This window comes from Agarivorans sp. QJM3NY_33, from assembly GCF_050870865.2.
Taxonomy (GTDB): Bacteria; Pseudomonadota; Gammaproteobacteria; order Enterobacterales; family Celerinatantimonadaceae; genus Agarivorans.
Genome location: NZ_CP194039.2, coordinates 1,491,079 through 1,516,059, shown reverse-complemented (window position 1 = coordinate 1,516,059; position 24,981 = coordinate 1,491,079). Strand labels below are relative to the sequence as shown.

The window sequence follows — 24,981 nt, the reverse complement described above, 5'->3', positions numbered from 1 at the left end:
GCTCATGCCGCGCTATCAAGAAATTGCTCTCAGCCTCGAAAAAGAAATTAGCAGTGCTTATCAGGCAGGCCAATACCTTCCCCCCGAGCAACGCTTAGCGGAACGCTATCAAGTCAATCGGCATACACTGCGCCGCGCCATTGACCAATTGGTGCTAAAAGGTTGGTTGCTGCGCCAACAGGGCAAAGGCGTGCTGGTACTCAGTCAGCCAGTGCGTTATCCGCTGCATTCGGGGGCAAAATTCACCGATAACCTGCTCAATGCCGGAGCAAAGCCCAATAGTCGGCTGCTTAGTTGCATCCGTAGTAACGCTAACCAACAGGTGGCAAATAATTTAGAGATTGCGCTAGCCAGCCCGATAATTCAACTCAAAACCTTGCGCTTTATCGACCAGATCCCAATCAGTATCGTATTTCATCACCTGCGTTTGGGTGAACACGAAAGCCAACTCGGCCGCTACCAACAGGGTTCATTACATCACTTTTTGGCCCAGCACTGCGCCATCAATTTACGCCGTAAACACACGGTGATTGGCGCGCAACTTCCTAATAATGAAGACTGCGCCTGCCTACAAATTGATCCCAGTAAACCGCTACTCCGCTTACAAACCGTCAATATCGACCAACAACAGCAACCCTTCGAGTTTTCAATTTCCCACATTAGAGCCGAGTTAGTTGAACTCAGCTTGGAGCATGCATCATGAGTCACACCACGCCTTCCCCACAACAAACTGCTCGCCAACACTGGATGGCAATACTCGCTAACGCCCCCTTTTCCGAGCTAGAACAACGCTGGAGAAAACTCAAACTAGACCCGCCCTGTGAAGTGATCCGACAACCCGAAATTGGCTTGGCAAAGATTCAAGGTCGAGTGGGAGGCAATGGCGAGCGTTTCAATTTGGCAGAGACCACCATTACTCGGGCAGCGGTGCGTTTAGTCGATGGCACCACCGGTTATAGCTACTTACGGGGACGCGCGAAACAACATGCGCTGCTATCGGCGCTAATCGATGCACTGTTACAGCAAGCATCCACCGCACCGGTATTACAAGAAGCGATTATTCAACCTCTCGCAGAGCTACAACAGTTGGCGAGGCAACAAGTCGCCGAACAAGCGGCTCAATCGAAGGTCGATTTTTTCACTGTCGTTCGGGGAGAAGACTAATGCTGCAAATAGAAACTGGTTTTGCGCAACCCGTCCACCATGCTCAACACTGTTTTCGGCAAATCCTTAAAGCTTTCAGTGAACCGGGTAGCCGGGTCTCGCTTAATAAACACCGCGGTTTTGCGCCACTAAATCCTGCCGCCAGCCAAGTCATTATGAGCCTGTGTGATCAACATACTGGCCTATACCTCAGTCCCGAATTAGCCAAACCGACTGACTTAGCACACGCGGTGGCAAACTTGGCGTTTCATAACGGTGTTCAAAGAACGACTCTCCAGCAAGCCGATTTTGTGGTCATCAACAGCACCCAAACCATTGATCTGATGCAGTGCAAAGCCGGCAGTGACATGAGTCCGGAGCACAGTGCAATGCTGCTGGTGCAAACTGAAGATTTAGACAGCGGTCCACGCTTTCGCTTAAGTGGACCGGGCATTCAGCACCCCATCATCCGACAGTTTGGCGAGCTTGGAGCAAGCCTGCTTGACTACCTATCCAAACCCAGCCACCACTACCCACTCGGCTTGGAGTTTGTCTTCTGTCATCAACAATCCTTGCTGGCTATCAGTCGCACTACCCAACTGGAGCGTATCTAATGTATGTCGCAGTAAAAGGAGGCGAAAAAGCCATTGCCGCAGCACATCGGCTACAAGCGCAACGTCGCCGAGGTCATACGGACGTTGCCGAGCTAAGCGTCGCCCAAATCAGCCAACAATTGAGTCTAGCGGTCGAGCGAGTCATGACCGAAGGAGGGGTGTTTGATCCAGAGCTGGCCGCGCTGGCGATTAAGCAAGCCAGCGGCGATCAAATTGAAGCCATCTTCCTGCTACGCGCCTACCGAACCACCCTTCCCTCATTAGCGATATGTGAGCCCTTAGATACTGACCAAATGCGGGTTCAGCGGCGGATCTCAGCCAGCTATAAAGATCTGCCCGGCGGGCAGCAACTCGGACCAAGCTATGACTATAGTCATCGCCTACTCGACTTTAGTCTGCTCGCCGAAGGACACCCGCCGAGCCCCCCCGAGTCAGGCACCGATAAGCCCGCACCAAAAACTGCTGAGCAGCAGAATTTACAGCAAGACTCCCCCCCAGCAGAAGCTCAAAACTTTAGCCGAGTATTTGCCTTACTGGAACAACAAGGTCTGGCAATACCAGAAGTCGACCGCGGAGAAGAGCCCGCCGACCTCAGCCAACAAGCGATAAGCTATCCCTGTTCTCGTGCTGCGCGCCTACAACAATTGAGCCGCGGTGATGAGGGCTTCTTATTATCACTGGCCTACTCGACCCAACGAGGATACGGCCGTAACCACCCGTTTGCCGGAGAAATTCGCAGCGGTGAGGTAAATCTGCAGATCTGTCCAGAAGAGCTAGGGTTTAACATTGATATTGGCAGTATCGTCCTGACCGAATGCGAGATGATCAATGGCTTTGTGGCTGAGCAGGCGCAAGGTCCTCATTTCACTCGCGGCTACGGCTTAGCTTTTGGTTTTAGTGAACGCAAAGCCATGGCTGTCGCCTTACTTGACCGCGCCCTGCAAGCACAACGCTATGACGAACCAGTGACCAGTCCGGCGCAAGATGAAGAGTTTGTACTGGCCCACGCCGACAACGTGGAAGCGGCAGGCTTTGTCTCTCATTTAAAACTACCTCACTACGTCGATTTTCAGTCTGAATTAGAATTGTTACGTAAAATGCGCCAGCAACAGGAGAGCCAGTATGACCCGCTTTAGTCAACACACCGCGGCTATCACTGACGATGACCAGCAATATAACTTTGCCTATTTAGACGAACAAACCAAACGGATGATCCGCCGAGCCATCCTCAAAGGAGTTGCTATCCCCGGTTATCAAGTACCTTTTGGTGGCCGAGAAATGCCGATGCCCTATGGTTGGGGAACCGGAGGAATCATGCTTAGTGCATCAATTTTGGGCCAGACAGATGTGCTCAAGGTGATTGACCAAGGCGCCGATGACACCACTAACGCGGTTTCAATCCGGCAGTTTTTTGCCAAGGTGTGTGGCATAACCACCACCGAACAAACCGAGCAAGCCAGCGTAATCCAAACCCGGCATCGCATTCCCGAACAAACCCTCAGTAATGCACAAATTTTGGTGTTTCAGGTGCCGATCCCCGAACCCTTGCGGTTTATCGAACCGCGCGAAACCGAAACCAAAAAAATGCACGCTCTCGAAGAATACGGGTCAATGCAAGTCAAGCTCTACGAAGATATTGTGAACTATGGCTACATAGCCACCAGCTACGCTTACCCGGTCATGGTCCATGACCGCTACTTAATGGATCCCTCACCGATCCCTAAGTTTGATAACCCAAAACTCAATCTGTCGCCAGCCTTAATGATTTTTGGTGCCGGGCGAGAAAAACGTATTTACTGCATTCCACCCTACACCAAAGTGCGTAGCCTCGACTTCGAAGATCATCCCTTTTCCATTCAACATTGGGAGCAACCCTGCAGCATCTGTGGGAATAGCAATACCTTTCTAGACGAAGTATTGGTTGATGACCAAGGCCAGCGAGTATTTATTTGCTCCGACACCGACTTCTGCCAAAAACAACAAGCGGCTAGCGAAGGAGCCCAAGATGAATAAATTAGCCAGCCAGTTGGAGCAACATTGGCAGCCTCAATCGGCACCAACAGCCCCACAAAACTCGCTTCAGAGCGAAGTCAGCCCATTACTCACCGCTCATAACTTAAGCATGCTCTACGCCCCAGAGAAGGGCTTTGAGGCGCTCGATTTAGAACTGTATCCGGGCGAAGTATTAGCGATTGTCGGCGAATCAGGCTCCGGTAAAACGACCCTACTCAAGAGCCTGTCGGGTCGTTTAACGCCCCAAAGTGGTCAGGTCAATTATCGCAACAATACCCAACAGTGGGCCAGCTTATATCATATTAGCGAAGCCGAACGCCGGCGTTTAATCCGCGCCAATTTTGGCATTGTGCACCAACACCCTATGGATGGCTTGCGGCCACGAGTCTCCGCAGGCGGAAACATTGGTGAGCGTCTAATGGAGGTCGGCTGGCGTAACTATGCACAGATCCGCGAGCAAGCCATTTGCTGGCTCAAAGCAGTAGAGATCGATCCCAGCCGTATTGACGACCAACCGCTAACGTTTTCTGGCGGCATGCAGCAACGGCTGCAAATAGCCCGTAACTTAGTGACCCATCCTAAATTAGTGTTTATGGATGAACCCACCGGCGGCTTAGATGTTTCGGTGCAAGCCCGCTTGCTCGATTTAATTCGCAACTTAGTCACCGAACTGCAGCTAGCGGTGGTGATTGTCACCCATGATTTAGCAGTGGCCCGCTTATTAGCCCATCGGATCATGGTGATGAAGCAAGGTCAAGTGGTGGAAAGTGGCTTAAGCGATCGAGTACTGGATGATCCACGCCATCCATATACCCAATTGTTAGTGTCTTCGGTTCTTCAACAATAATGCGCGCCATTGAGGAGTCACCATGCAAGCGCTTATGATAGCCAAAAACATCGATAAAACCTTTGTGTTACATAACCAAGGTGCGGCTCGCCTACCGGTACTATGCCAGCAAAATCTGGAAATATATGGCGGTGAATGTTTAGTTCTTAACGGTAGCTCTGGCTCAGGAAAATCCAGTCTGCTGCGTTCGCTATACGGCAACTATCAGGTTGACCAAGGCCAATTACTGATCCGCCAAGGTGAACACTGGTTAGATATGGCGCAAGCCCAACCGCGCCAAATCATCGAATTGCGCCGCCATACCATTGGCTGGGTCAGTCAATTTTTACGGGTGATCCCTCGCCTCTCGGCTCTGAATATCGTCATGCAGCCCATGCTCGAGAATGGCATCAGTGAATCATTGGCCCGCTCCAAGGCACAAACCCTATTAAGCCAATTGAATGTCCCCGAACGACTATGGCACTTAGCCCCAGCAACGTTCTCTGGCGGTGAACAGCAGCGGGTCAATATTGCCCGCGGCTTTGCCCTCGACTATCCAATTTTATTACTCGATGAACCCACCGCCTCGCTAGATAAAGTGAATGCCCAACAAGTGGTGACATTGATCTTAGCCGCCAAACAACGTGGGGCAGCCATCGTTGGTATCTTTCACGACAACTGGGTTCGCGACCTCGTCGCCGACCGCCTACACCCAATGCAAACCAGCCCTTCGTTAGCAGGATAATAAAATGATCATTACCAACGTAAATATGATTTTGGAACATGAAGTCGTGAAGGGCTCGCTAGAAGTAAAAGATGGCCGGATCATCGCACTCAGTGACACGCGAAGCCAACACTGCAGTGCGATTGACGGCGACGGCGCCTATCTTTTGCCGGGTTTAATCGAATTACATACCGACAATCTGGAAAAATTTTTTACGCCGCGACCGAAGGTGAATTGGCCTGCAGGTTCAGCCATGGCAAGTCACGATGCCCTGATGGTTTCCAGTGGTATAACCACAGTACTAGACGCGATTGCATTGGGCTATATTAACGACCACGGCACCCGCTTAGCGAATCTAGAGCGCATGCTGCATACCATTGTCGATTCTCAACAACGCGGTGAAAATCGAGCCGAACATTTTCTGCATTTGCGCTGTGAACTCCCCAATGCCGATACCGCCAACATTTTCGAAACCTTGGTTGAGCAAGGGCCGGTCGCCATGGTCTCGTTGATGGATCATACGCCCGGACAACGCCAATTTATCGATAGCGAAAAATATCGTACCTATTACATGGGGAAATATGGCTTAAACGAACCAGCCATGGCGCGCTTTGAAGCAGAGCAAACCGAAGCCTCATTGCGCTGGTCCGATGCCAACCGCAAACACATCGCAGCCGCAGCACGCGAGCGCGGTATTACTTTAGCCAGCCATGACGATGCCACCGTAGAGCATGTGCTGGAATCAGCCGCCTTAGGCTGTGCAATCGCCGAATTTCCAACCACCGTTGCCGCAGCGCAGGCCTCACGTCAAGCGGGTTTACAAGTGATGATGGGCGCGCCGAATATCGTGCGAGGCGGTTCACACTCCGGTAATGTGGCGGCGGCCGAATTAGCCAGTGAAGGCGTATTAAATATCCTATCCTCGGACTACTACCCTGCCAGTATGTTGGATGCAGCCTATCAGGTTGCGAAGATGGACAACAACCACTATAACCTATGTGAAGCCATTCAAATGGTGAGCCTTAAGCCTGCACAAACCCTCGGTATGGATGACCGAGGCAGTATTCATGAAAATAAACGTGCAGATCTGGTCTTAGCCAAGCCCAGCCAAGACCGCTTACGCGTCCTACAAGTATGGCGTGAAGGAGAGCGAGTATTTTGATATCTAATAGCTCATTAAGTAATGAAGTCATCGTCGGCGAAGCCAAGTTGTTTTATTTAGTTGGCCCCTCTGGTTCAGGTAAAGACAGCATCATAGATGGTTTGCGGGAGCAATTAAAAGCCGATAGTAACTTACTGATTGCTCACCGCTACATCACCCGAGCAGCAGATAGCGGCGGTGAAAACCACATCGCCTTAAGTTTACCGGAATATACCCACCGCAAACGTAGCGGCTTATTTGCCATGGACTGGCAAGCCAATGGCTGCCATTACGCCGTGGGAAACGAAGTAAACACCTGGCTCAGTATGGGGTTTTCGGTATTATTCAATGGCTCACGTCAACAAATAGACCTCGCCAGAGACTTATTCGGAGAACGTTTAAGAGTGATTGTCCTAGAGGTAGAACAAGATGTATTAGCCGAACGTTTACGCAAACGGGGCCGAGAACAAGAACATTCAATTACTGCTCGGCTGCGGCGTAACCAGCAATATCAAACCAATCTACAACAAGAATTCTGGCGACTAGATAACAACCGCAGTTTAGCCGTCACCGTGAAGAAATTACTCAAGTATATCGATACCCAAACTAGCGAGTTATATATCACATGAAACTCACCTTATTAGGCACTGGCAACGTCCAAGCGGCTCCACTTTACGGCTGTGATTGTATCGCCTGTAAGCGCGCTCAAAAAAATCCCAGCTTAAGCCGTCAACTCAGTTCAGCGGTATTAGAAGTCAATGGTAAGTGTTTACTCATCGATGCCAATCATCCACAACTACAAAGCCGTTTTCCCGCTAACTCTATCGATGCCATTCTCCTGACCCACTATCATATGGATCATGTGCAAGCGCTGTTTGATTTACGCTGGGGAATTGCCGACCCCATCCCAATTTATCAACCGAACGACCCCAATGGTTGCGATGATTTATTCAAACACCCAGGCATCCTCGATTTTCAGCAAGCGAATAAAGCTTATTCTCGATTTCAGTTGGCTGACATCGAGATTATGCCGCTCACCCTTAACCATTCAAAACCAACCCTGGGCTATTTGTTTAGCAGTGCTCAAGGACAGATTGCCTATCTAACCGATACCGCAGGGATCCCCGATCCAAGCTGGCAACAACTGCTGCGACATCAGCCCGATTATGTCGTGATCGATTGTAGCTATTCACCACTGCAACACTCCCCCAACCACAATAATCTCTACGATGTATTTGAGTTCGCCCACGCCATGCCCGAAACTCAGTGGGTGCTTAGTCATATCGGACACGAATTAGACAGTTTTCTACACCAATACAACGGCGAGTTGCCCAGCAATGTACAAGTGGGTCACGACGATATGCAGCTAACACTGGAGTAAGCGGCTTATCGATTAACCTCGAGGGGCATCTTGCTCCAAGTGATCGCTTCAGCGCCTTCTCCCATATTGCTGAAAGCGCTAATAACTGTGATAGAAATGCTTGAGGCAAATCGTTAAGCGTATATGTTCGACCAAGTGTTTACGAAGCATCTGCTGTTTCACGCATACTGCGAAGCAGACCAAATGCTCACGCTTGCCACTCCCCTACCAATGCCACATCAGCCTGCTTGCAGATCCAGAGATCTGCAGATCAATAGCAACATGTCGCAAATATTCAATAAACATTGAAAGCTATCGGTTATTTTCAACACTCAACATGGAGAAAAAACGATGACTAAGCGATTAAACTATTTTTCAAGCTCACCTCAGGCAATGCAGATATTGCTCGAACAAGAAAACTATCTTCGCCAGCAATTTAGTAACTCCCATTCGGTGAATATCACCACTTGGGAATTGCTGAAACTAAGGGTTTCACAAATCAACCAATGTGCCTTCTGTATTGATATGCATAGCAAAGACGCCGTTAAATTGGGAGAACGCCCAGAGCGGATATATGGCTTGAGTGCCTGGATGGATACGCCCTTATATTCCGAACTTGAACGTGCGGCATTACAATGGGCGGAATTGATCACATCAAATCGACCCGTCACAGAAGCCGCCTATAAACAGGCTCTAGCAATGTTTGGCGAACAAAGTTTGGTTGATTTGACAATCGCGGTGAATGCGATTAATAGTTGGAATCGGATCTCCAAAACCTTTAAACCCGAGGTAGGGAATTATCAACCAAACTAATCAAGCGCTCCGATCTGCTGAGTCTCCCTTTGATTTCAGGTTATTTCAACCAGAAGGGAGCTTAGCGCACTATGTTCAAGGGATATGGTCAGCCTCGGTTCCGGCCACTCCAGAGAAAAATATGACAAAGTGGCTACAAGCTGATGCTTGTAGCGGCATCATGTTTATTTTAGCTGGAAGTGTTGAATTTGATGGCATTCCATATTCGGCAAAGGCGCTGCTGCTACCGATAAGCAAACAAGCACACACCATAATGCTCTCTTCAGGGACCCAAGTCGCGGGTGTTCGTTTTCAGCCTGGTATTAGTGTCGATATATTACGCACTCAATTCGAGCAATCGGTAGCACAGCAAGATAATAAACAGCAACGCTGGCTGCAGCTAATGGCAAGCCGCCTGCAGTATACGCCTCACCACCAAGCTCGAATTACAGCACTCTATAAATGGTTGAATAACACCGTTGATATTTGCCAATGCATTCCAGCCTCAGTATTGCGCTGTTTGCAGGTGATTCAGAACGCCAACAATAACCAGCTCTCGAAGAGTGGTATGCTACTGAGTCAGCGTCAAATCGAGCGTCAATTTCAAAAATGGGTAGGTATAAGCCCCAAACAATGCCAAAGAATATTGCGGGTCAAGAAAACCATCGAACATCTCAAACACAAACCTAATAGCAACTTAGTCACATTGGCATTGGATTATGGATTTTCAGATCAATCTCATATGACCAGAGAATTTGCACAAATCGCTAAAATTACGCCCAAACGTTACTGTAAACGGATCGCGAGCAAATGATGTTTAACGGCGAGAAGTGAAATGTTGTCAGTTCTCTAAGTGGTTAAAGTGTATGGCTTTTATAGGCGCTAGGGCTTTGACCAGTAATGCATTTAAACTTGGTACTGAAGTAATTACTATCGTTATATCCCACCCGATAAGCAACATCGGTAATTGAAAGACCCGTTTCGATTAAAGTCATCGCTTTTCTAATTCGTAATTGGTTCAAAAACTTATTGGTCGAAGAGCCTGTGAGCTGCGATATCTTATTGCTTAAGGCTCGTGAACTGACCTGAAAACCCCAAGCTACACTTTGAACCGTACTATTCATGAACAATACGGTCACAAAATAAAATATCCTTGAAATTAAACTAGGCCACTCATCTGTTGCTATTTATACCAAATACGTTTTTAGCGTTCTCCAAACGACTCAAACAGCGTTTTTTTAAGCGGTTTTAACAAGTAATCCATCACACTACGCTCACCGGTGCGGATGTCCACTTGCGCCGTCATACCCGGTAAAATCTCCAGTATTTTACCGGTACTAGTTGTGACAGGATAGTCGATTGGAGAGACATGGACGCGATAATAAATTTCTTCACCGCGAGGAGTATTCTCTTTCAATGTATCCGCACTAACGTAGGTAACTTTCCCCGCTACCCCGCCAAAGATAGTGTAATCAAAGGGATCAAAGCGGATCGTGGCATCTAAATCAGTATGTACCTGAGCAATATCAGCCGGACGAACCTTGGCCTCAATAAACAGCGTGTCATCAACTGGCACAATTTCCATGATTTGTTCACCCGCACGTAACACGCCGCCAACAGTTGTAACTTGGATATTTTTAACAATCCCTGCCATCTGGGCAATAAATACGGTATCTTCCTGCTCCCGTTGACGACGGTTCATCACCTGCTCATTCTGTGAAATCTGATCCTCCACTTTCGCTAACTCATTATTCGCATCTTCCAAAAATTTGTTTTTACGATTAACTAATTTGGCATCGGCATCATTCACCGAACGCTCAGAGCGTAGCAGTTCCGAACCACTCACATCACCCGATTTCACCAGTTCTTCAACCAAAGCCAGCTCTTTTCTGGCCAGTTCAACCGCAACTCGTAAAGTTCGTAATTCTTCATTTAAGCCATGACGACGTTGCTGAAACAGCGCTCGTTCTAGATCGGCTTGTTGTCGAAACTCACCGTTAAATGCTTCAGGAAAAACCAATTTGTTCGCATCAATCACCTCTGCTCGCAAACGGATCGCCTTGGCTTTCAAGGCAAATAGGCGAGCATCCACTTCTCCCACAGCCGCATCAATACGGGTTTGATCCAAGCGAGCCAGAACTTGTCCTGCTTTGACTTGGTCACCTTCCTTTACCGCCAGTTGCGACAGAACACCTGCATCCACCGCCTGAATACTCTGAACTCGACTGCTGGCAATAACCTCTCCGGTGGCACGCGTCACTTCATCAATACGAAATTCCATTGCCCAATAGATAAAAGCAACAAACCCAGCCAACAGTATGGTGAGTAGCAAACCATGACTACGCCGATGAAAATTCTCTAAGCGTTCTACCTTAGCCTGCATCGCTGCGTCATCTTCATTAGCAAAACGTTCAAACCACATCCAGTGAATCTCCAAATTTACGTCGTACTTTGGCAGTGTTAGTTTGTGAAACTCTGCCTATAAGTTGTGGTAATACACGGTCTGGTTTTCCGTCCATAATCACTTCACCTTCTCGCATTGCAATCACTCGGGTTGCCAGCTTCATCGCCTGCATCGGACGGTGGGTTACCACGATCAAAATGTCTTCCGGTGCCACATTTTTTTCAACCACCGACCAAACCTTCGCTTCACTCTCTGCATCCAGCGACGCAGTGGGCTCATCTAATAACCAGATCCGAGGCTGAGTAATGATGAGCCGTGCCAACGCCACTAATTGGCGCTGCCCACCAGATAACCCTTCGCCACCTTCACTGATCGGAAGATCCATTCCCAAGGGGTTAGAAGCGGCAATAGCATCCACACCAAGATCTCGAGTGATTTTAAGTAAATGAGAATCCCCAGCAGTGCCAGAGAGCGACAGATTACTTCGCAAACTGCCTTTAAATAGATGTACAGCTTGCGGCAAATAGCCCAACTGACTAGCCACCACTTGTGGATCGACTTCCCATAAATCGGCATCTCCCAAGCGCACCCTTCCTTCGTTTGGCCGATACAAACCAGCCAACACTTTCAGTAGTGTTGATTTACCGCAGCCAACCGAGCCAACCAGTAATACACGCTCACCTGATTTAAAGCTAAGTGAGGGAATAGTGAGCTGCTGTATCGGTGACTCTGGATAGGCAAAACGCACTTTTTCCAGCGCAATGCTTTCTGGAGGCTGTTCCGGTAACAAAAGTTGTTGCTCGTCGCGACGTTCCAACTCAAGGTTTAATACTTGATTAACCATCTGCAAAGACTGCGATACCGATTGCCACTGGGTCAGGTATTGCACACCTTGGGCAACAGGGGCAATGACCCGTCCCCCCAAAATGCTACAAGCAATCATCCCCCCCATGGTTAATAGTCCGGCTTCAACCTGCCAAACCCCAACCACCACCGCCGAAACATAAGCGAGGGTAGAAAGGCTACTGGTGGTCACCGTAGAGAAGTTAGTAATTGCCTTTTGACGAATATTATAACCATCAATAGAGGCGGTAATCGCCTGCCAATCTGCCGAAAAACGCCAGCCAGCATTGTTTGCCCGGATTGACTCCGCCCCACGGATCGAATCAACCAATACCCCTTGGCGTTCGTTGCTGCGCATCAACTGTTTACGTAGTAAATCACGTAAGCGCATCTGGGTGAACAGTCCAAGCATTAAAGCAACCGGCAGCAACATTGCATACACCCATCCCACCTTACCGCCAATCACTCCGATAAAAACAATAAACATCAAGGCAAACGGCAAATCAATGAGACCAAATACCACACTGGATGAAAAAAACTGACGCACTGCATCTAATCCGCCCACCTGTGCCGCTAACGTGCCCAAACTGCGTGGTTGATTATCCAAACGCAGATGCAGCAAGTGGTCAAATACTTGTTGTGATAAGCGTTTATCAACACTCACCGAGACACTATCAACAATTCGTGCTCGTAAGGTTTTTAATAACCAGTCCAGTGTGACGATCAAACCCATGCCAGCAACCAGAGTGGTTAATGTTGCATAAGCCATGGTTGGCACCACCCGATCATAGACTTGCATGGCAAATAGTGACGTGGTAACTGCCATCATGTTAATGATAACCGTGGCAATCACAACTTTGACGATCCAACCCGGTTCTCGAAACAACTCGCGTATCACCATTCGCATCGCACGATTGCCCTCTATCGAAGAGTGCGATGATGCAGCGAGTTTCTTCGGTGGGCGCAACCAAATAACCTGCGCATTTTGTAGTTCAGATTCGGCGATGCTGTGGGTCGTACCGTCTGCATCGCTTAAAGTAATCGTTTCAGAGTCTGCGCGCTGCGCGCTATACCAGATATTCTCATGCAGCACCAATGCGGGTAAACGGCGCAAATCAAATCGACGCCAAGATAATTGAACTGGCTGTACGCCTTTTAATTGCAGCTGGGTAAAAATATAACGGAGATGATCAATCGCTTGCACATCTGGTAGTTTAAGTTGTGCTTGCGTACACGCTGCATTTACTGCTTGCCATTGGAGCTCTACACCTAACTGTTGCAACAATTGTTGTAAAAGAACGGCGGGCAATGGGGGCGAATTCAGTTTATTGTGACTGCTATTCAATTCTTGTGCAGCCTCTGTTTTAGACGTTTCAATCATTGTGATTCCGTTTCTTGTATATCGACTAATTGATCAAGTGAGCCCGTCAGAACCGCCAATTTTAAGCTAACAATCAACCAGTCATTTTTGGCCTGCACCTGTTGCAATTGCTGTTCATTTAATTCTCGTTGCATATTTAAAACATCCAACCAAGCCTTGTAACCCGCTTCATACTGGCGCTGATAGGAAACTAAAATAGTAGCTAACTCTTCAACAACGACCTGCTGAGAGGCAATCAAATTTTCTTGAGTGGCACGGTTTGCACCTAAACTGGTGACTTGACGCGCGATCTCATTACGGGTTGAATTTAGATCTTGCTTGCTGGCCTGCATCAGTGATACTGCTGCATTACTGCGGCCTCTAGAGGTAAACCCCAATCCATCTAAAGATGCTTCTATCACCACCGCCAACTGAATATCAGAACCATAGCTAGGATCATCAAAATAACGTTCGGCTTGTAAATACACGGTTGGCATGGCAGCGGTTTTTTCTCGGTCGATATTGGCTCGAGCCACTTCGATACGTTGCATTTTCAAGCGTACATCGGCACTTTGTTGCTGAGCCATCAGTTTGAGTTGCTCAGTACGACCAAGTTGAGTCAGTCTCTCTGGTAGATTGAGCGTGATCCCAATCGGTACTTGGGTCAAGGCCAATAATTCAGATTCAGCAACAGACCGCTCACCTTCATAGCGTTGCTTTTTAGCGCGCGCCTGATTTAAGCGGGCCAATGCTAAACTAATATCGGCTTGAGAGGCTAACTGACCTTGATGACGACGAGCAATTTGCAGATACAGAGTATTTAACGCAGCAATATTTTCTTGAGCAACCTGAACCCGCAAAATAGTACCAATCACCTGGGCATAAGCAACCGCAGTTTGCTCCATTAATTGACGTTTAACCCGCAACAAATCGGCTTCTTCAGCCAATTGGTCTGCATCCGCATAAGCAATGCCACTATCGATCCGACCAAATGCCCAAACAGGCTGGCGCGCACGTACACTCATCGGATAATTGCCAGCCGAGCGATTGTTATTCCCGCGGTTGATCGCGCTAGCTTGGCCACTTAAAGTGGGATAGCGTTGCGCGCGTGCGCTATCACCGGCAAAACCCTTGGCAGCTATTTCGGCACGTTTACCTCGTAAAGCGGGGTGATGTTGCAACGTAGCGTGTAATGCTGCAACCAAACCACTGGCTGGATCAGCATAAACCTGCTCAGTGGGAGCTAGACTCAGTAGCAGCCAAAGCATAATGCAGGCGCGTCTATTCATTTTATTGTTCCTTCAAGCTCAAGCGATTTACTTTCATCGAAGGATATCGGCCAATCAGTCTCGGCTTCACTCTCGTTCATCTCAATCTCCCTTGCTTTAAACTGTATTTTTTGGCGCAATGCCTCGGCCTTATCGCTTGCCCCAACCATCTCGTAGGCTTGTATCAGATCCTTGCGCCAATCAGCTTTCCAAGGACATTTATCCAATCCCTTTTCCATCAGTATGATCGCTTCCGTCACTTGCCCAACCCGCGCATAGATAAGCCCAAGCATGAAGTTAGCAGCAGCATGGTCTGGTAGGTGGTGCAGCAGTTTTTTTAATTGGTACTCCGCTTCAGCCCATTTATCCTGTTTATACAGTTCAACGCCCTGAGTCAGCAGGCCTGATTCTGGCAGCGATAGCATCTTAATCACATCCCATTCAATCTTTTTATTGGTGCCTGCAATCAACGGAGCTAAATGGTCGACATAACGCCTCCACTTCGCTTGACTCGTTTTGTAGATGGGTTGGCGAACCTGCCAGACTGAGGCGGTTTTCACTGGCCGGTCCAGTTGATTAAAGTTTAACACTTGCGGCTCCCAATCCACGCCGATGTAATCCAACATCTTGCGCGCCATCGCCTCAGTATCCTCCACCACATCTTCATAGTTGATTTCGAGTATTTGACCGGGAAATACTTGCTGCCAGTGGTGCATTAACAGATTATGATCGGCGAGCTGCTCGCCAATCCATTGCAGATCGTAAGCAAAGCCCATACCGCCATGCTTGGCCTGATAGTCGGTAAAGTAGTTGGAGAGTGCAATATCACGCGGATCGCGCCGTACCGAGATGATGCGAGCATTGGGGAATAAAAATTTAATCAGGCCAATATTCTCGAAATTATGTGGTAGTTTGTCTACCACATGTCTTGCCTCGGGTTTATCTTCTGTGGCTAATGCCTTCAATTCATCGAGTATGCCCTTGGCAATCCCCTCGATTACATAAGGTGAAAGATCATCAACACAATCGGGATAATGACGACCACTGCCAACATGGCGCTCCCAACGATTCATCCCCTGAATTCGGTGACTAATCACGCCTAACTCACCAGCGCCAAAAATTTTGCTATGCCCAGCAATAATCTGTTCGACCAAAGTGGTGCCCGAACGTGGCATACCGAGCACAAACACCGGCAAGTTTGAATCCACCCCACAATTTTTGCGGTGTTGGTAGAGTTCTTTGCCAAAGGCATAACGGATGCGCGCGCACTGCTGGCGATGAGCTTTAGCATCGTAGTGCAGCAGTTTTTTGCTCGCCGCATTGGCTTCTACTGCAAGGGCAAAGGCTTTATTATAATCCTTGCGCTTTTCCCAAGCGGAAGCCAGTTGCAATAATAACCCCGCACGTACCTTGCCCTCCATGCTGGGCTGACGAGCGGCTTTTTCCATGCGCACCAGTATCGCCTCATCTTCGGGAAATTTACGTGCATTAATCAATGACGAATAGCCCTTAGCCGGATCAATTTCTTTGATTCGTTCAAACAGCGCCACCGCCTGGTCGATGTTGCCGAGCAGCATCTGCTGCTGTCCTAGTCCCTGCAAGGCTGGCAAAAAATAAGGGTTTTCATCCAACAGTTGCTGAAACAGGGTTTCCGCTTGTTTAAAATGCTGCTGTTGACTTTCTACCTGTGCCAATGCATTTTTGGCCTGCAAACGCAATCTGCAAATCATCGCCTGCGGCGTGTTCTCGTTCTCTTCCAAGGCTTCGGCCAACGCCACGGCCTTGTCGGCTGCACGGCGCGCCTGCGCTTCCTGCTGATGTAGCCAAGCACCAGACAAGCGTACCCAATAGGCAACTTCTGGCTTGTCTTGCAATTTAGCGAAACGAATCGCCCGCTGCAGTAAGTGTACCAACTGCATGGTACGGCCCTGCATTTGTGCCAGTTCAGCCAAATTTGAAATAAGAGATAGGTTTTCAGCGTAATATTTAAGTGCGCTACGTAGTGCTTCTTCTGCCTCCGCATGGCGGGCATCACTGGCCAGCTGCATGGCATAACCCGTTACCAGCGCTATCCACTTATCTTCGGTTAACGATTCGCGGCGCTGCGCCAGCCACTGTTCAGCCTGCGCCAAATCATCCGCGGCGATCCAAATCTCCAATTGCAAAGCACGAAACTGAGCGCTAAACAGCTCAATTGCCGCTTCAGGCAGTTCGCGATGGACCAGATTAAGTTGTGCAATCGCTTCATCCAATGCCTGTTGCGCATCTGTTATATCCCCTGCTTGCAAACATAAGCGCGCCAGTGCACTCCATACAGGCAAGCGATGTGGGGCAAGCCTAGCGGCATGCTGATACAAACCACGGGCGAGTTCAAGCGCCCCTATCTGCATCCGACACCAAGCTAAACGAGCCAAACCCAGCGAATGTTCGGGTACCTGTCGCAATACCACTTCCAGCAGAGCGACTGCCTGGTCGATACGGTAAAACAAACAATATACTGCGGCAAGGTCAACCCGGGCATCGGCAGCTAGTTCGTCCATACAGTTTGCAAGCTCGGCGCAAACGCCCTCGGCTTCCATCCGTTCACCCAAATGCGCATGAGCCAATGCGAGCAACGGCAGGGCTTGCACATCGGCGGTTTCTTCTAAATAACGTGATACATTACTTTTAAGTACCGCAAACTGTTGCTGGTCAACCAATTGATGACAAATTGTGATATACGACAAAATCGATTAAATCCTATAATGATAAAAACGGCTATCTGGACCCCGTATGAGGAAAAACGTCATGCCAGTCAACCCGCTTACCGCGCCAGCCAGCGTGGCAACGGCTTGGCACTGGCTGTGCGAAAGCCGTAAGAACTTTCCCGCGAATGCCGATATTTGGCATCTGCGCTTTCACCGCCAACGATTATTACCCGAGATACTGGCTTGGCTCGACGAGGGCCAATACCGGTTCTCTCCAATGCAAATCGTCACTCGAGCCAATGGCGAACCACTCGCCCTGTGGTCAGCCGCCGACGCATTTGTGCTCAAACTACTGACCTTACACCTGCAGAGCATTCTGCCCGTGCACCCAAGCTGCACCCATGTTAAAGGGCATGGCGGGCACAAATTTGCATTACGTCAAACCCATCGCTGGAGCCGTGGTGGTGCTTATACCTTTGTAGGTAAAACCGATATTCGCGGTTACTATGCGAATATCAATAAAAACCAACTATACCAATTATTAACGCGCTACATTAGCAGCCCTATCGTACGCCAACTGCTGGCCCAGTTTCTTGACTACTGCGTCGAACAAGGGGGCAACTTTCACACCCCAAGCTCGGGTATTCCACGTGGTTGTGCACTCAGCCCCTTATTGGCAGGCTTTCATCTGTTCGAACTCGACCGCGAACTCGCTCGCCGCAAAGGCATCAGATATTTGCGCTTTATGGATGATCTCATCCTCCTATGCCAAACACGCTGGCAGCTTCGTCGGGCCATTGCGACCATGAACCGCTGGTTTGAAACCGCGGGCCTGCAACAACATCCAGACAAAACCTATATTGGCCGGATTAAAAATGGCTTTGACTGGCTCGGTTATCGGTTTGACCAGCGCGGTCTGGTGCGGGTTGCGCCACGGGCAGTCGAACGTTATAAAATCAAACGCCACCGGCTTTATGAGCAAGCCCGTTGCCGAACATCAAACACAACTCATGTTTGGCAACGAGTGGTGGAGTATGACCAGCGGTGGCGACGCTGGCTTATCGCCGGTTTACCCGCGATAACCGCGACCCTGCTAAAAAATGCTTATGACAAACCCTGCGAAGTTAGGACGCCGTTTGGCATGCCTTGCAGATAGTGATCGGCGCCTGCCGGACCCTGCATATCGGCCGCAACGCCATCCCAAATTAGGACCCTGGTTTTAACGTATAAATTCATTGGACCAGTATCATGCCTCCAATAGAAAGTCCCTGCTGCTTTAATCTTCACATGTTCGGTAGCGTTGCCAATGTACACCAAACTCGTATTGGCGGTATCTCGATTGTCGGGAATATCGGCCAATATGCCTATACTTCCCTCATCTCCCACGATTACTACATTGTCATCCGAACCGATTGCGCCCCCGCCGGTCCACTGCCCCCAACTGCCCGTCTGGCCATCAATCGGGGTTGCATTCAACACAAACGTGTCCGAATCCACCAAGACGTATATGGTATACGATACATTGGCGTCGAAGGTACGCTGTGAATGGTCGGACGAAACGCCGTGTACCAAATCGAAAACCACCACCGCCGTGTCCATATGGCTAGGCCCGTCGAACGCATCATCGCTACCCGCATTGCCGGCACTATCGCGACTAAAACCGCTGGCTAATTCTATGCTGTCATCATTATCCAGCGGGTCGAAACCTGCTGTACCCTCCAGCTTCGCTGCCGCTTCTTCATTTAAAGTAATACTCAATGTATGGTCGTCGGAGACGAAGGCGCTCTCCACCCCAGCCTCATAACTTGCAATTTTGTCCGTATCGTTACTGTCGATATCCCAATGCAACTTGCTCCAATCGAGGTTGCCCTTGATGTTAGTGCTGCTGGTTTCACCATCGCTGAGTAAGCTTGTCATATTGCTACCCGTTAGCGTCAAAGTATGTGAAGCCACATCGTAGCTAGCGTCAGTAAAGGTATTACTAGGCGAGTGCGCATCAATCGCATCGGCGCCCTGGGCTATGGATTTGCTGTAGGTCGCACTTTTATTGCCAGCGGTATCTTCAAGGCTGAGGCTCACATCAATATCATCCCCTGCCAGCACGTCCGCGTCCCCTTCGGTCACCGTAAATTGGGCGGTATAAGTGGTGTTATCGACTTTAGCCAAGTCGCTCAACTTATAGCCACCCACAGTTCCCGAAAGATTCTTATAAGTATCACCACTGTCATTTGCAACCGTAAGTGTCACGACCACATCACCGACCTTCATCGCTGTATCAGCTATCGTGACGTTTAGAACCTCAGGGCTGTGCGCATCAATCGCATCGGAGCCCTGGGCTATGGATTTGCTGTAGGTCGCACTTTTATTGCCAGCGGTATCTTCAAGGCTGAGGCTCACATCAATATCATCCCCTGCCAGCACGTCCGCGCCCCCTTCGGTCACCGTAAATTGGGCGGTATAAGTGGTGCTATCGACTCGAATCAAGTTGCTCAAATCATAGCCACCCACAGTTCCGCTCAAGTTCTGGTAGGCATCCTCATCACTATCAACTGTGATGGTAACTGTCACGACATCGTCAATAGCCATCGTGCTGTTATTAATACTCAGGCCTTGAATTTTGGGCGGGGTTTCATCGCTAATATCACGAATGGCCAGGCTCACCGCTTGTTCGGTGCTATTCCCCGCAACATCACTTGCCACGACGGTAAAGCTGTAATTTGGTTTCGCTTCATAGTTTGGATCGTCAGTCAGGCTCACCTCACCGGACTCGTCATCAATGCTAAACAAGTCCGCATCAGTGCCTGCCAAGCTGTAAGTCACACCATCACTGACATCCCCATCGTCCGTGGCCGTCGCCGTGTAAACCACTTGCGCGGCCCCACTGTTTTCATCAATGGTCGCAGCCTCATCGCCAGAGGTAAACTTCGGCTTAGTGTCGTCAAGGTTGTTGATGGCCAGGCTCACCGCTTGTTCGGTGCTATTCCCCGCAACATCACTTGCCACGACGGTAAAGCTGTAATTTGGTTTCGCTTCATAGTCTGGATTGCCAGTTAGGCTCACCTCACCGGACTCGTCATCAATGCTAAACAAGTCCGCATCAGTGCCTGCCAAGCTGTAAGTCACACCATCACTGACATCCCCATCGTCCGTGGCCGTCGCCGTGTAAACCACTTGCGCGGCCCCACTGTTTTCATCAATGGTCGCAGCCTCATCGCCAGAGGTAAACTTCGGCTTAGTGTCGTCAAGGTTGTTGATGGCCAGGCTCACCGCTTGTTCGGTGCTATTCCCCGCAACATCACTTGCCACGACGGTAAAGCTGTAATTTGGTTTCGCTTCATAGTCTGGATTGCCAGTTAGGCTCACCTCACCGGACTCGTCATCAATGCTAAACAAGTCCGCATCAGTGCCTGCCAAGCTGTAAGTCACACCATCACTGACATCCCCATCGTCCGTGGCCGTCGCCGTGTAAACCACTTGCGCGGCCCCACTGTTTTCATCAATGGTCGCAGCCTCATCGCCAGAGGTAAACTTCGGCTTAGTGTCGTCAAGGTTGTTGATGGCCAGGCTCACCGCTTGTTCGGTGCTATTCCCCGCAGCATCACTTGCCACGACGGTAAAGCTGTAGCTCGGTTTCGCTTCATAGTCTGGATCGTCAGTCAGGCTCACCTCACCGGACTCGTCATCAATGCTAAACAAGTCCGCATCAGTGCCTGCCAAGCTGTAAGTCACACCATCACTGACATCCCCATCGTCCGTGGCCGTCGCCGTGTAAACCACTTGCGCGGCCCCACTGTTTTCATCAATGGTCGCAGCCTCATCGCCAGAGGTAAACTTCGGCTTAGTGTCGTCAAGGTTGTTGATGGCCAGGCTCACCGCTTGTTCGGTGCTATTCCCCGCAACATCACTTGCCACGACGGTAAAGCTGTAATTTGGTTTCGCTTCATAGTCTGGATTGCCAGTTAGGCTCACCTCACCGGACTCGTCATCAATGCTAAACAAGTCCGCATCAGTGCCTGCCAAGCTGTAAGTCACACCATCACTGACATCCCCATCGTCCGTGGCCGTCGCCGTGTAAACCACTTGCGCGGCCCCACTGTTTTCATCAATGGTCGCAGCCTCCGCCTTTTCGGTGGAAAACTTCGGCTTAGTGTCGTCAAGGTTGTTGATGGCCAGGCTCACCGCTTGTTCGGTGCTATTCCCCGCAACATCACTTGCCACGACGGTAAAGCTGTAATTTGGTTTCGCTTCATAGTTTGGATCGTCAGTCAGGCTCACCTCACCGGACTCGTCATCAATGCTAAACAAGTCCGCATCAGTGCCTGCCAAGCTGTAAGTCACACCATCACTGACATCCCCATCGTCCGTGGCCGTCGCCGTGTAAACCACTTGCGCGGCCCCACTGTTTTCATCAATGGTCGCAGCCTCATCGCCAGAGGTAAACTTCGGCTTAGTGTCGTCAAGGTTGTTGATGGCCAGGCTCACCGCTTGTTCGGTGCTATTCCCCGCAACATCACTTGCCACGACGGTAAAGCTGTAATTTGGTTTCGCTTCATAGTCTGGATTGCCAGTTAGGCTCACCTCACCGGACTCGTCATCAATGCTAAACAAGTCCGCATCAGTGCCTGCCAAGCTGTAAGTCACACCATCACTGACATCCCCATCGTCCGTGGCCGTCGCCGTGTAAACCACTTGCGCGGCCCCACTGTTTTCATCAATGGTCGCAGCCTCATCGCCAGAGGTAAACTTCGGCTTAGTGTCGTCAAGGTTGTTGATGGCCAGGCTCACCGCTTGTTCGGTGCTATTCCCCGCAACATCACTTGCCACGACGGTAAAGCTGTAATTTGGTTTCGCTTCATAGTTTGGATCGTCAGTCAGGCTCACCTCACCGGACTCGTCATCAATGCTAAACAAGTCCGCATCAGTGCCTGCCAAGCTGTAAGTCACACCATCACTGACATCCCCATCGTCCGTGGCCGTCGCCGTGTAAACCACTTGCGCGGCCCCACTGTTTTCATCAATGGTCGCAGCCTCATCGCCAGAGGTAAACTTCGGCTTAGTGTCGTCAAGGTTGTTGATGGCCAGGCTCACCGCTTGTTCGGTGCTATTCCCCGCAACATCACTTGCCACGACGGTAAAGCTGTAATTTGGTTTCGCTTCATAGTCTGGATTGCCAGTTAGGCTCACCTCACCGGACTCGTCATCAATGCTAAACAAGTCCGCATCAGTGCCTGCCAAGCTGTAAGTCACACCATCACTGACATCCCCATCGTCCGTGGCCGTCGCCGTGTAAACCACTTGCGCGGCCCCACTGTTTTCATCAATGGTCGCAGCCTCATCGCCAGAGGTAAACTTCGGCTTAGTGTCGTCAAGGTTGTTGATGGCCAGGCTCACCGCTTGTTCGGTGCTATTCCCCGCAACATCACTTGCCACGACGGTAAAGCTGTAGCTCGGTTTCGCTTCATAGTCTGGATCGCCAGTCAGGCTCACCTCACCGGACTCGTCATCAATGCTAAACAAGTCCGCATCAGTGCCTGCCAAGCTGTAAGTCACACCATCACTGATATCCCCATCGTCCGTGGCCGTCGCCGTGTAAACCACTTGCGCGGCCCCACTGTTTTCATCAATGGTCGCAGCCTCATCGCCAGAGGTAAACTTCGGCTTAGTGTCGTCAAGGTTGTTGATGGCCAGGCTCACCGCTTGTTCGGTGCTATTCCCCGCAGCATCACTTGCCACGACGGTAAAGCTGTAGCTCGGTTTCGCTTCATAGTCTGGATTGCCAGTTAGGATCACCTCACCGGACTCGTCATCAATGCTAAACAAGGCCGCATCATCGCCAACTTTCAGGCTGTAAGTTACACCACCACTAATATCCGCACCATCCGTGGCCGTCGCCGTGTAAACCACTTGCGCGGCCCCACTGTTTTCATCAATGGTCGCAGCCGTCGCCTCAGCGGAGGTAAACTTCGGCGCAACTTCGTCAAGGTTGTTGATGGACAGGCTCACCGCTTGTTCGGTGCTATTCCCCGCAGTATCACTTGCCACGACGGTAAAGCTGTAGCTCGGTTTCGCTTCATAGTCTGGCTCGCCAGTCAGGCTCACCTCACCGGACTCGTCATCAATGCTAAACAAGTCCGCATCAGTGCCTGCCAAGCTGTAAGTCACCGCGCTGGCGCTATCTTCCGAAGTGGCGGTGTAAACCACTTGCGCGGCCCCACTGTTTTCATCAATAGTCAGTGCGCTGCTGGTATTGGTGAGGGTTGGTGCGGTGGTATCACCAATTACGATATAGTTATCGCTCGCAGCACTTTCATTCCCAGCGACATCCGTTTCTTTCACATTAAACTGGTAGCGAGTGCCATCTTCGACGGTGGCGGTGTAGTGCCAGCTGATGCCCGTTACAGTCGCTGCGCCCAGCAGGGTTGTGCCGTTATAAACATTGACTGTCGAGCCCGATTCACAATTACCACTCAGTGCGAGCGCGCTGTCGTCGGTGGTATCACCACTGCTTAATTCGCCAGTTACCGAGCCGACATCGTCAATGGCTGCGCTCAAGTGAGCATTGGGAGCGATTCTGTCGATGAGTTTAGTGATGTCGTCAATGACGCTCAAATTGGCTGTATCTCCCCCCTTGATGATTTCCTCTTGTGCTGTTTGGTCTAATGTCGCCGTTGAGCCATTAAGGGTGGTATGTGCCACAATGTGATCGATGGTGGTCTGGCTGTTGCCTGCGTTGTTTTGGTCTGCGCCCGATAATGCTGCTAATACCGCTCCGTAGGTTTCACCTTCATTCAGTCCATCTTCTGCATTAAATGTTGTCTCACCATTGGTGGTCACCACCTCAGTGGTTTGTAAATCACTCAAACCAAATGCATGAGCGATTGCGGTATTCGCGTGATTAACCGTGTCGGTATCCAGCGGCTGCCCTGCTGCCGCTTCAAGCGCTTTACTATAAGCGACAGTGGTCAACACATTGATGTTGAGGGTTAGGGTACTATTCGGAGTGGTCACGACTCCCGTACTCAACAGTTCGGCATTGAGATCTTTCGCTGTATTGGTCGCCTCGTCTAGATAATCCGCCTCCGTGCCAGTGTTCTCCACTTTGGCGATAACTACGCCGCTATAACTACCGACAGCAATACTAAATTGGCCGCTGGCATCTATGCTGCCTTCGCCGAGTACCGTAGTCCCGTCCGCTTGATAAACAATAACCTTTAAGTCATTACTATTGACCACAGGTCCAGCCACAATGCTGCCATTTACGGTGTTGGTGACGCTGCTTTCTGAGTGGGATGAGTTGGCGGCAACCCCAACGGCTACGAGTCCTGCCCCTCCTAGCCCAATGAAGGCCGCGTTGCTCCAAGCAGAGCTTTGCTCAGCCTCTGCGGCTTGCCATACGATATCACTGCTCTCTTGGGGCTGATCTGACGAGGTGATGAGCTGGCTATCATTGACCAGCGCAGTTTCATCGCTAACGGCTTGATTAGCAACTTCAAATGAAGCGTGAATGTCTTCACTATAAAAATTATCTATTTGACTGAGCGTTTGCTCATCGCCTTCAATAACTAAGGCATTGCCTTGTTTCTTCAGAATGATACTGTCATCAACTTCATTGGTATTGGCATCAATCACGCGATAGCTTGCACCAGGTTCGACATCCAGCCTCATAAATTGTTCTAAGGGGAGCGTTTTGATTTGCTGGTCTACTGAAATCACGCGTAATAGTCGCTGAGCCATTCTATATTGTTCCTTTTAAATTGCCGTCCATACAAGACCCTTGCCTATCGGGAAGGAGGCTTTCCTCGAAAT

General features: G+C 49.9%; 19 protein-coding genes. 13 read left to right on the top strand and 6 right to left on the bottom strand.

Going from position 1 to position 24,981, the window contains the following annotated elements; all coding sequences use genetic code 11:
- The first annotated feature begins 4 nt into the window (after nt 1-4).
- From phnF to ACRRSY_RS06765, 12 genes are all read left to right on the top strand, one after another.
- Nucleotides 5-703, top strand: coding sequence for a phosphonate metabolism transcriptional regulator PhnF (phnF, locus tag ACRRSY_RS06820; protein WP_432458968.1), 699 nt, complete (start codon nt 5-7; stop codon nt 701-703).
- Nucleotides 700-1,164 carry a phosphonate C-P lyase system protein PhnG gene (phnG, locus tag ACRRSY_RS06815; RefSeq protein WP_432458967.1) on the top strand — a complete coding sequence of 155 codons (465 nt, stop codon included), beginning with the start codon at nt 700-702 and terminating at the stop codon, nt 1,162-1,164. Before phnF ends, phnG begins: the two co-directional genes overlap by 4 nt.
- On the top strand, nt 1,164-1,757 hold the full coding sequence (gene phnH / locus ACRRSY_RS06810; protein WP_432464652.1) for a phosphonate C-P lyase system protein PhnH: 594 nt from the start codon (nt 1,164-1,166) through the stop codon (nt 1,755-1,757). The genes phnG and phnH overlap by 1 nt, the downstream gene beginning before the upstream one ends.
- Nucleotides 1,757-2,893 (top strand): carbon-phosphorus lyase complex subunit PhnI, encoded by a 1,137-nt coding sequence (locus tag ACRRSY_RS06805; protein ID WP_432458965.1) that lies wholly within the window; start codon nt 1,757-1,759, stop codon nt 2,891-2,893. The genes phnH and ACRRSY_RS06805 overlap by 1 nt, the downstream gene beginning before the upstream one ends.
- Entirely contained in the window at nt 2,880-3,770 is an 891-nt protein-coding gene (locus ACRRSY_RS06800) for an alpha-D-ribose 1-methylphosphonate 5-phosphate C-P-lyase PhnJ (protein WP_432453942.1), read from the top strand. Before ACRRSY_RS06805 ends, ACRRSY_RS06800 begins: the two co-directional genes overlap by 14 nt.
- Nucleotides 3,763-4,617: a phosphonate C-P lyase system protein PhnK gene (gene phnK / locus ACRRSY_RS06795; RefSeq protein WP_432464650.1), complete on the top strand. Its 855-nt coding sequence runs from the start codon at nt 3,763-3,765 to the stop codon at nt 4,615-4,617. The genes ACRRSY_RS06800 and phnK overlap by 8 nt, the downstream gene beginning before the upstream one ends.
- A gap of 22 nt (nt 4,618-4,639) precedes the next feature.
- Nucleotides 4,640-5,341 (top strand): phosphonate C-P lyase system protein PhnL, encoded by a 702-nt coding sequence (gene phnL / locus ACRRSY_RS06790; RefSeq protein ID WP_432458963.1) that lies wholly within the window; start codon nt 4,640-4,642, stop codon nt 5,339-5,341.
- Nucleotides 5,342-5,345: 4 nt separating this feature from the next.
- Complete coding sequence (phnM, locus tag ACRRSY_RS06785; protein WP_432458962.1) at nt 5,346-6,482, top strand: alpha-D-ribose 1-methylphosphonate 5-triphosphate diphosphatase; 1,137 nt, start codon at nt 5,346-5,348, stop codon at nt 6,480-6,482.
- Entirely contained in the window at nt 6,479-7,090 is a 612-nt protein-coding gene (gene phnN / locus ACRRSY_RS06780) for a ribose 1,5-bisphosphokinase (RefSeq protein ID WP_432453946.1), read from the top strand. The genes phnM and phnN overlap by 4 nt, the downstream gene beginning before the upstream one ends.
- Nucleotides 7,087-7,842: a phosphonate metabolism protein PhnP gene (phnP, locus tag ACRRSY_RS06775; RefSeq protein WP_432464649.1), complete on the top strand. Its 756-nt coding sequence runs from the start codon at nt 7,087-7,089 to the stop codon at nt 7,840-7,842. The genes phnN and phnP overlap by 4 nt, the downstream gene beginning before the upstream one ends.
- Before the next feature lie 330 nt (nt 7,843-8,172).
- Nucleotides 8,173-8,634, top strand: coding sequence for a carboxymuconolactone decarboxylase family protein (locus tag ACRRSY_RS06770; protein WP_432464648.1), 462 nt, complete (start codon nt 8,173-8,175; stop codon nt 8,632-8,634).
- Nucleotides 8,618-9,427: a helix-turn-helix domain-containing protein gene (locus ACRRSY_RS06765; protein ID WP_432464712.1), complete on the top strand. Its 810-nt coding sequence runs from the start codon at nt 8,618-8,620 to the stop codon at nt 9,425-9,427. The genes ACRRSY_RS06770 and ACRRSY_RS06765 overlap by 17 nt, the downstream gene beginning before the upstream one ends.
- A 43-nt stretch (nt 9,428-9,470) precedes the next feature.
- On the opposite strand, the gene ACRRSY_RS06760 is transcribed toward ACRRSY_RS06765, so the two are convergent.
- The 5 genes from ACRRSY_RS06760 to ACRRSY_RS06740 form a co-directional block, all read right to left on the bottom strand.
- On the bottom strand, nt 9,471-9,752 hold the full coding sequence (locus ACRRSY_RS06760; RefSeq protein WP_432464647.1) for a helix-turn-helix domain-containing protein: 282 nt from the start codon (nt 9,750-9,752) through the stop codon (nt 9,471-9,473).
- Nucleotides 9,753-9,817: 65 nt separating this feature from the next.
- Nucleotides 9,818-11,035, bottom strand: coding sequence for an HlyD family efflux transporter periplasmic adaptor subunit (locus ACRRSY_RS06755; protein WP_432464646.1), 1,218 nt, complete (start codon nt 11,033-11,035; stop codon nt 9,818-9,820).
- Nucleotides 11,025-13,241 (bottom strand): peptidase domain-containing ABC transporter, encoded by a 2,217-nt coding sequence (locus ACRRSY_RS06750; protein ID WP_432464645.1) that lies wholly within the window; start codon nt 13,239-13,241, stop codon nt 11,025-11,027. Before ACRRSY_RS06750 ends, ACRRSY_RS06755 begins: the two co-directional genes overlap by 11 nt.
- Entirely contained in the window at nt 13,238-14,509 is a 1,272-nt protein-coding gene (locus ACRRSY_RS06745) for a TolC family protein (protein ID WP_432464644.1), read from the bottom strand. Before ACRRSY_RS06745 ends, ACRRSY_RS06750 begins: the two co-directional genes overlap by 4 nt.
- Nucleotides 14,506-17,214 (bottom strand): sulfotransferase, encoded by a 2,709-nt coding sequence (locus tag ACRRSY_RS06740; protein WP_432464643.1) that lies wholly within the window; start codon nt 17,212-17,214, stop codon nt 14,506-14,508. Before ACRRSY_RS06740 ends, ACRRSY_RS06745 begins: the two co-directional genes overlap by 4 nt.
- Before the next feature lie 61 nt (nt 17,215-17,275).
- On the opposite strand from ACRRSY_RS06740, the gene ACRRSY_RS06735 reads away from it, so the two are divergent.
- Nucleotides 17,276-18,331 (top strand): reverse transcriptase domain-containing protein, encoded by a 1,056-nt coding sequence (locus tag ACRRSY_RS06735; RefSeq protein WP_432464642.1) that lies wholly within the window; start codon nt 17,276-17,278, stop codon nt 18,329-18,331.
- Here the strand turns inward: ACRRSY_RS06735 and ACRRSY_RS06730 are convergent.
- Nucleotides 18,280-24,909 (bottom strand): beta strand repeat-containing protein, encoded by a 6,630-nt coding sequence (locus tag ACRRSY_RS06730; protein WP_432464641.1) that lies wholly within the window; start codon nt 24,907-24,909, stop codon nt 18,280-18,282. The genes ACRRSY_RS06735 and ACRRSY_RS06730 overlap by 52 nt on opposite strands.
- Nucleotides 24,910-24,981: the final 72 nt, after the last annotated feature.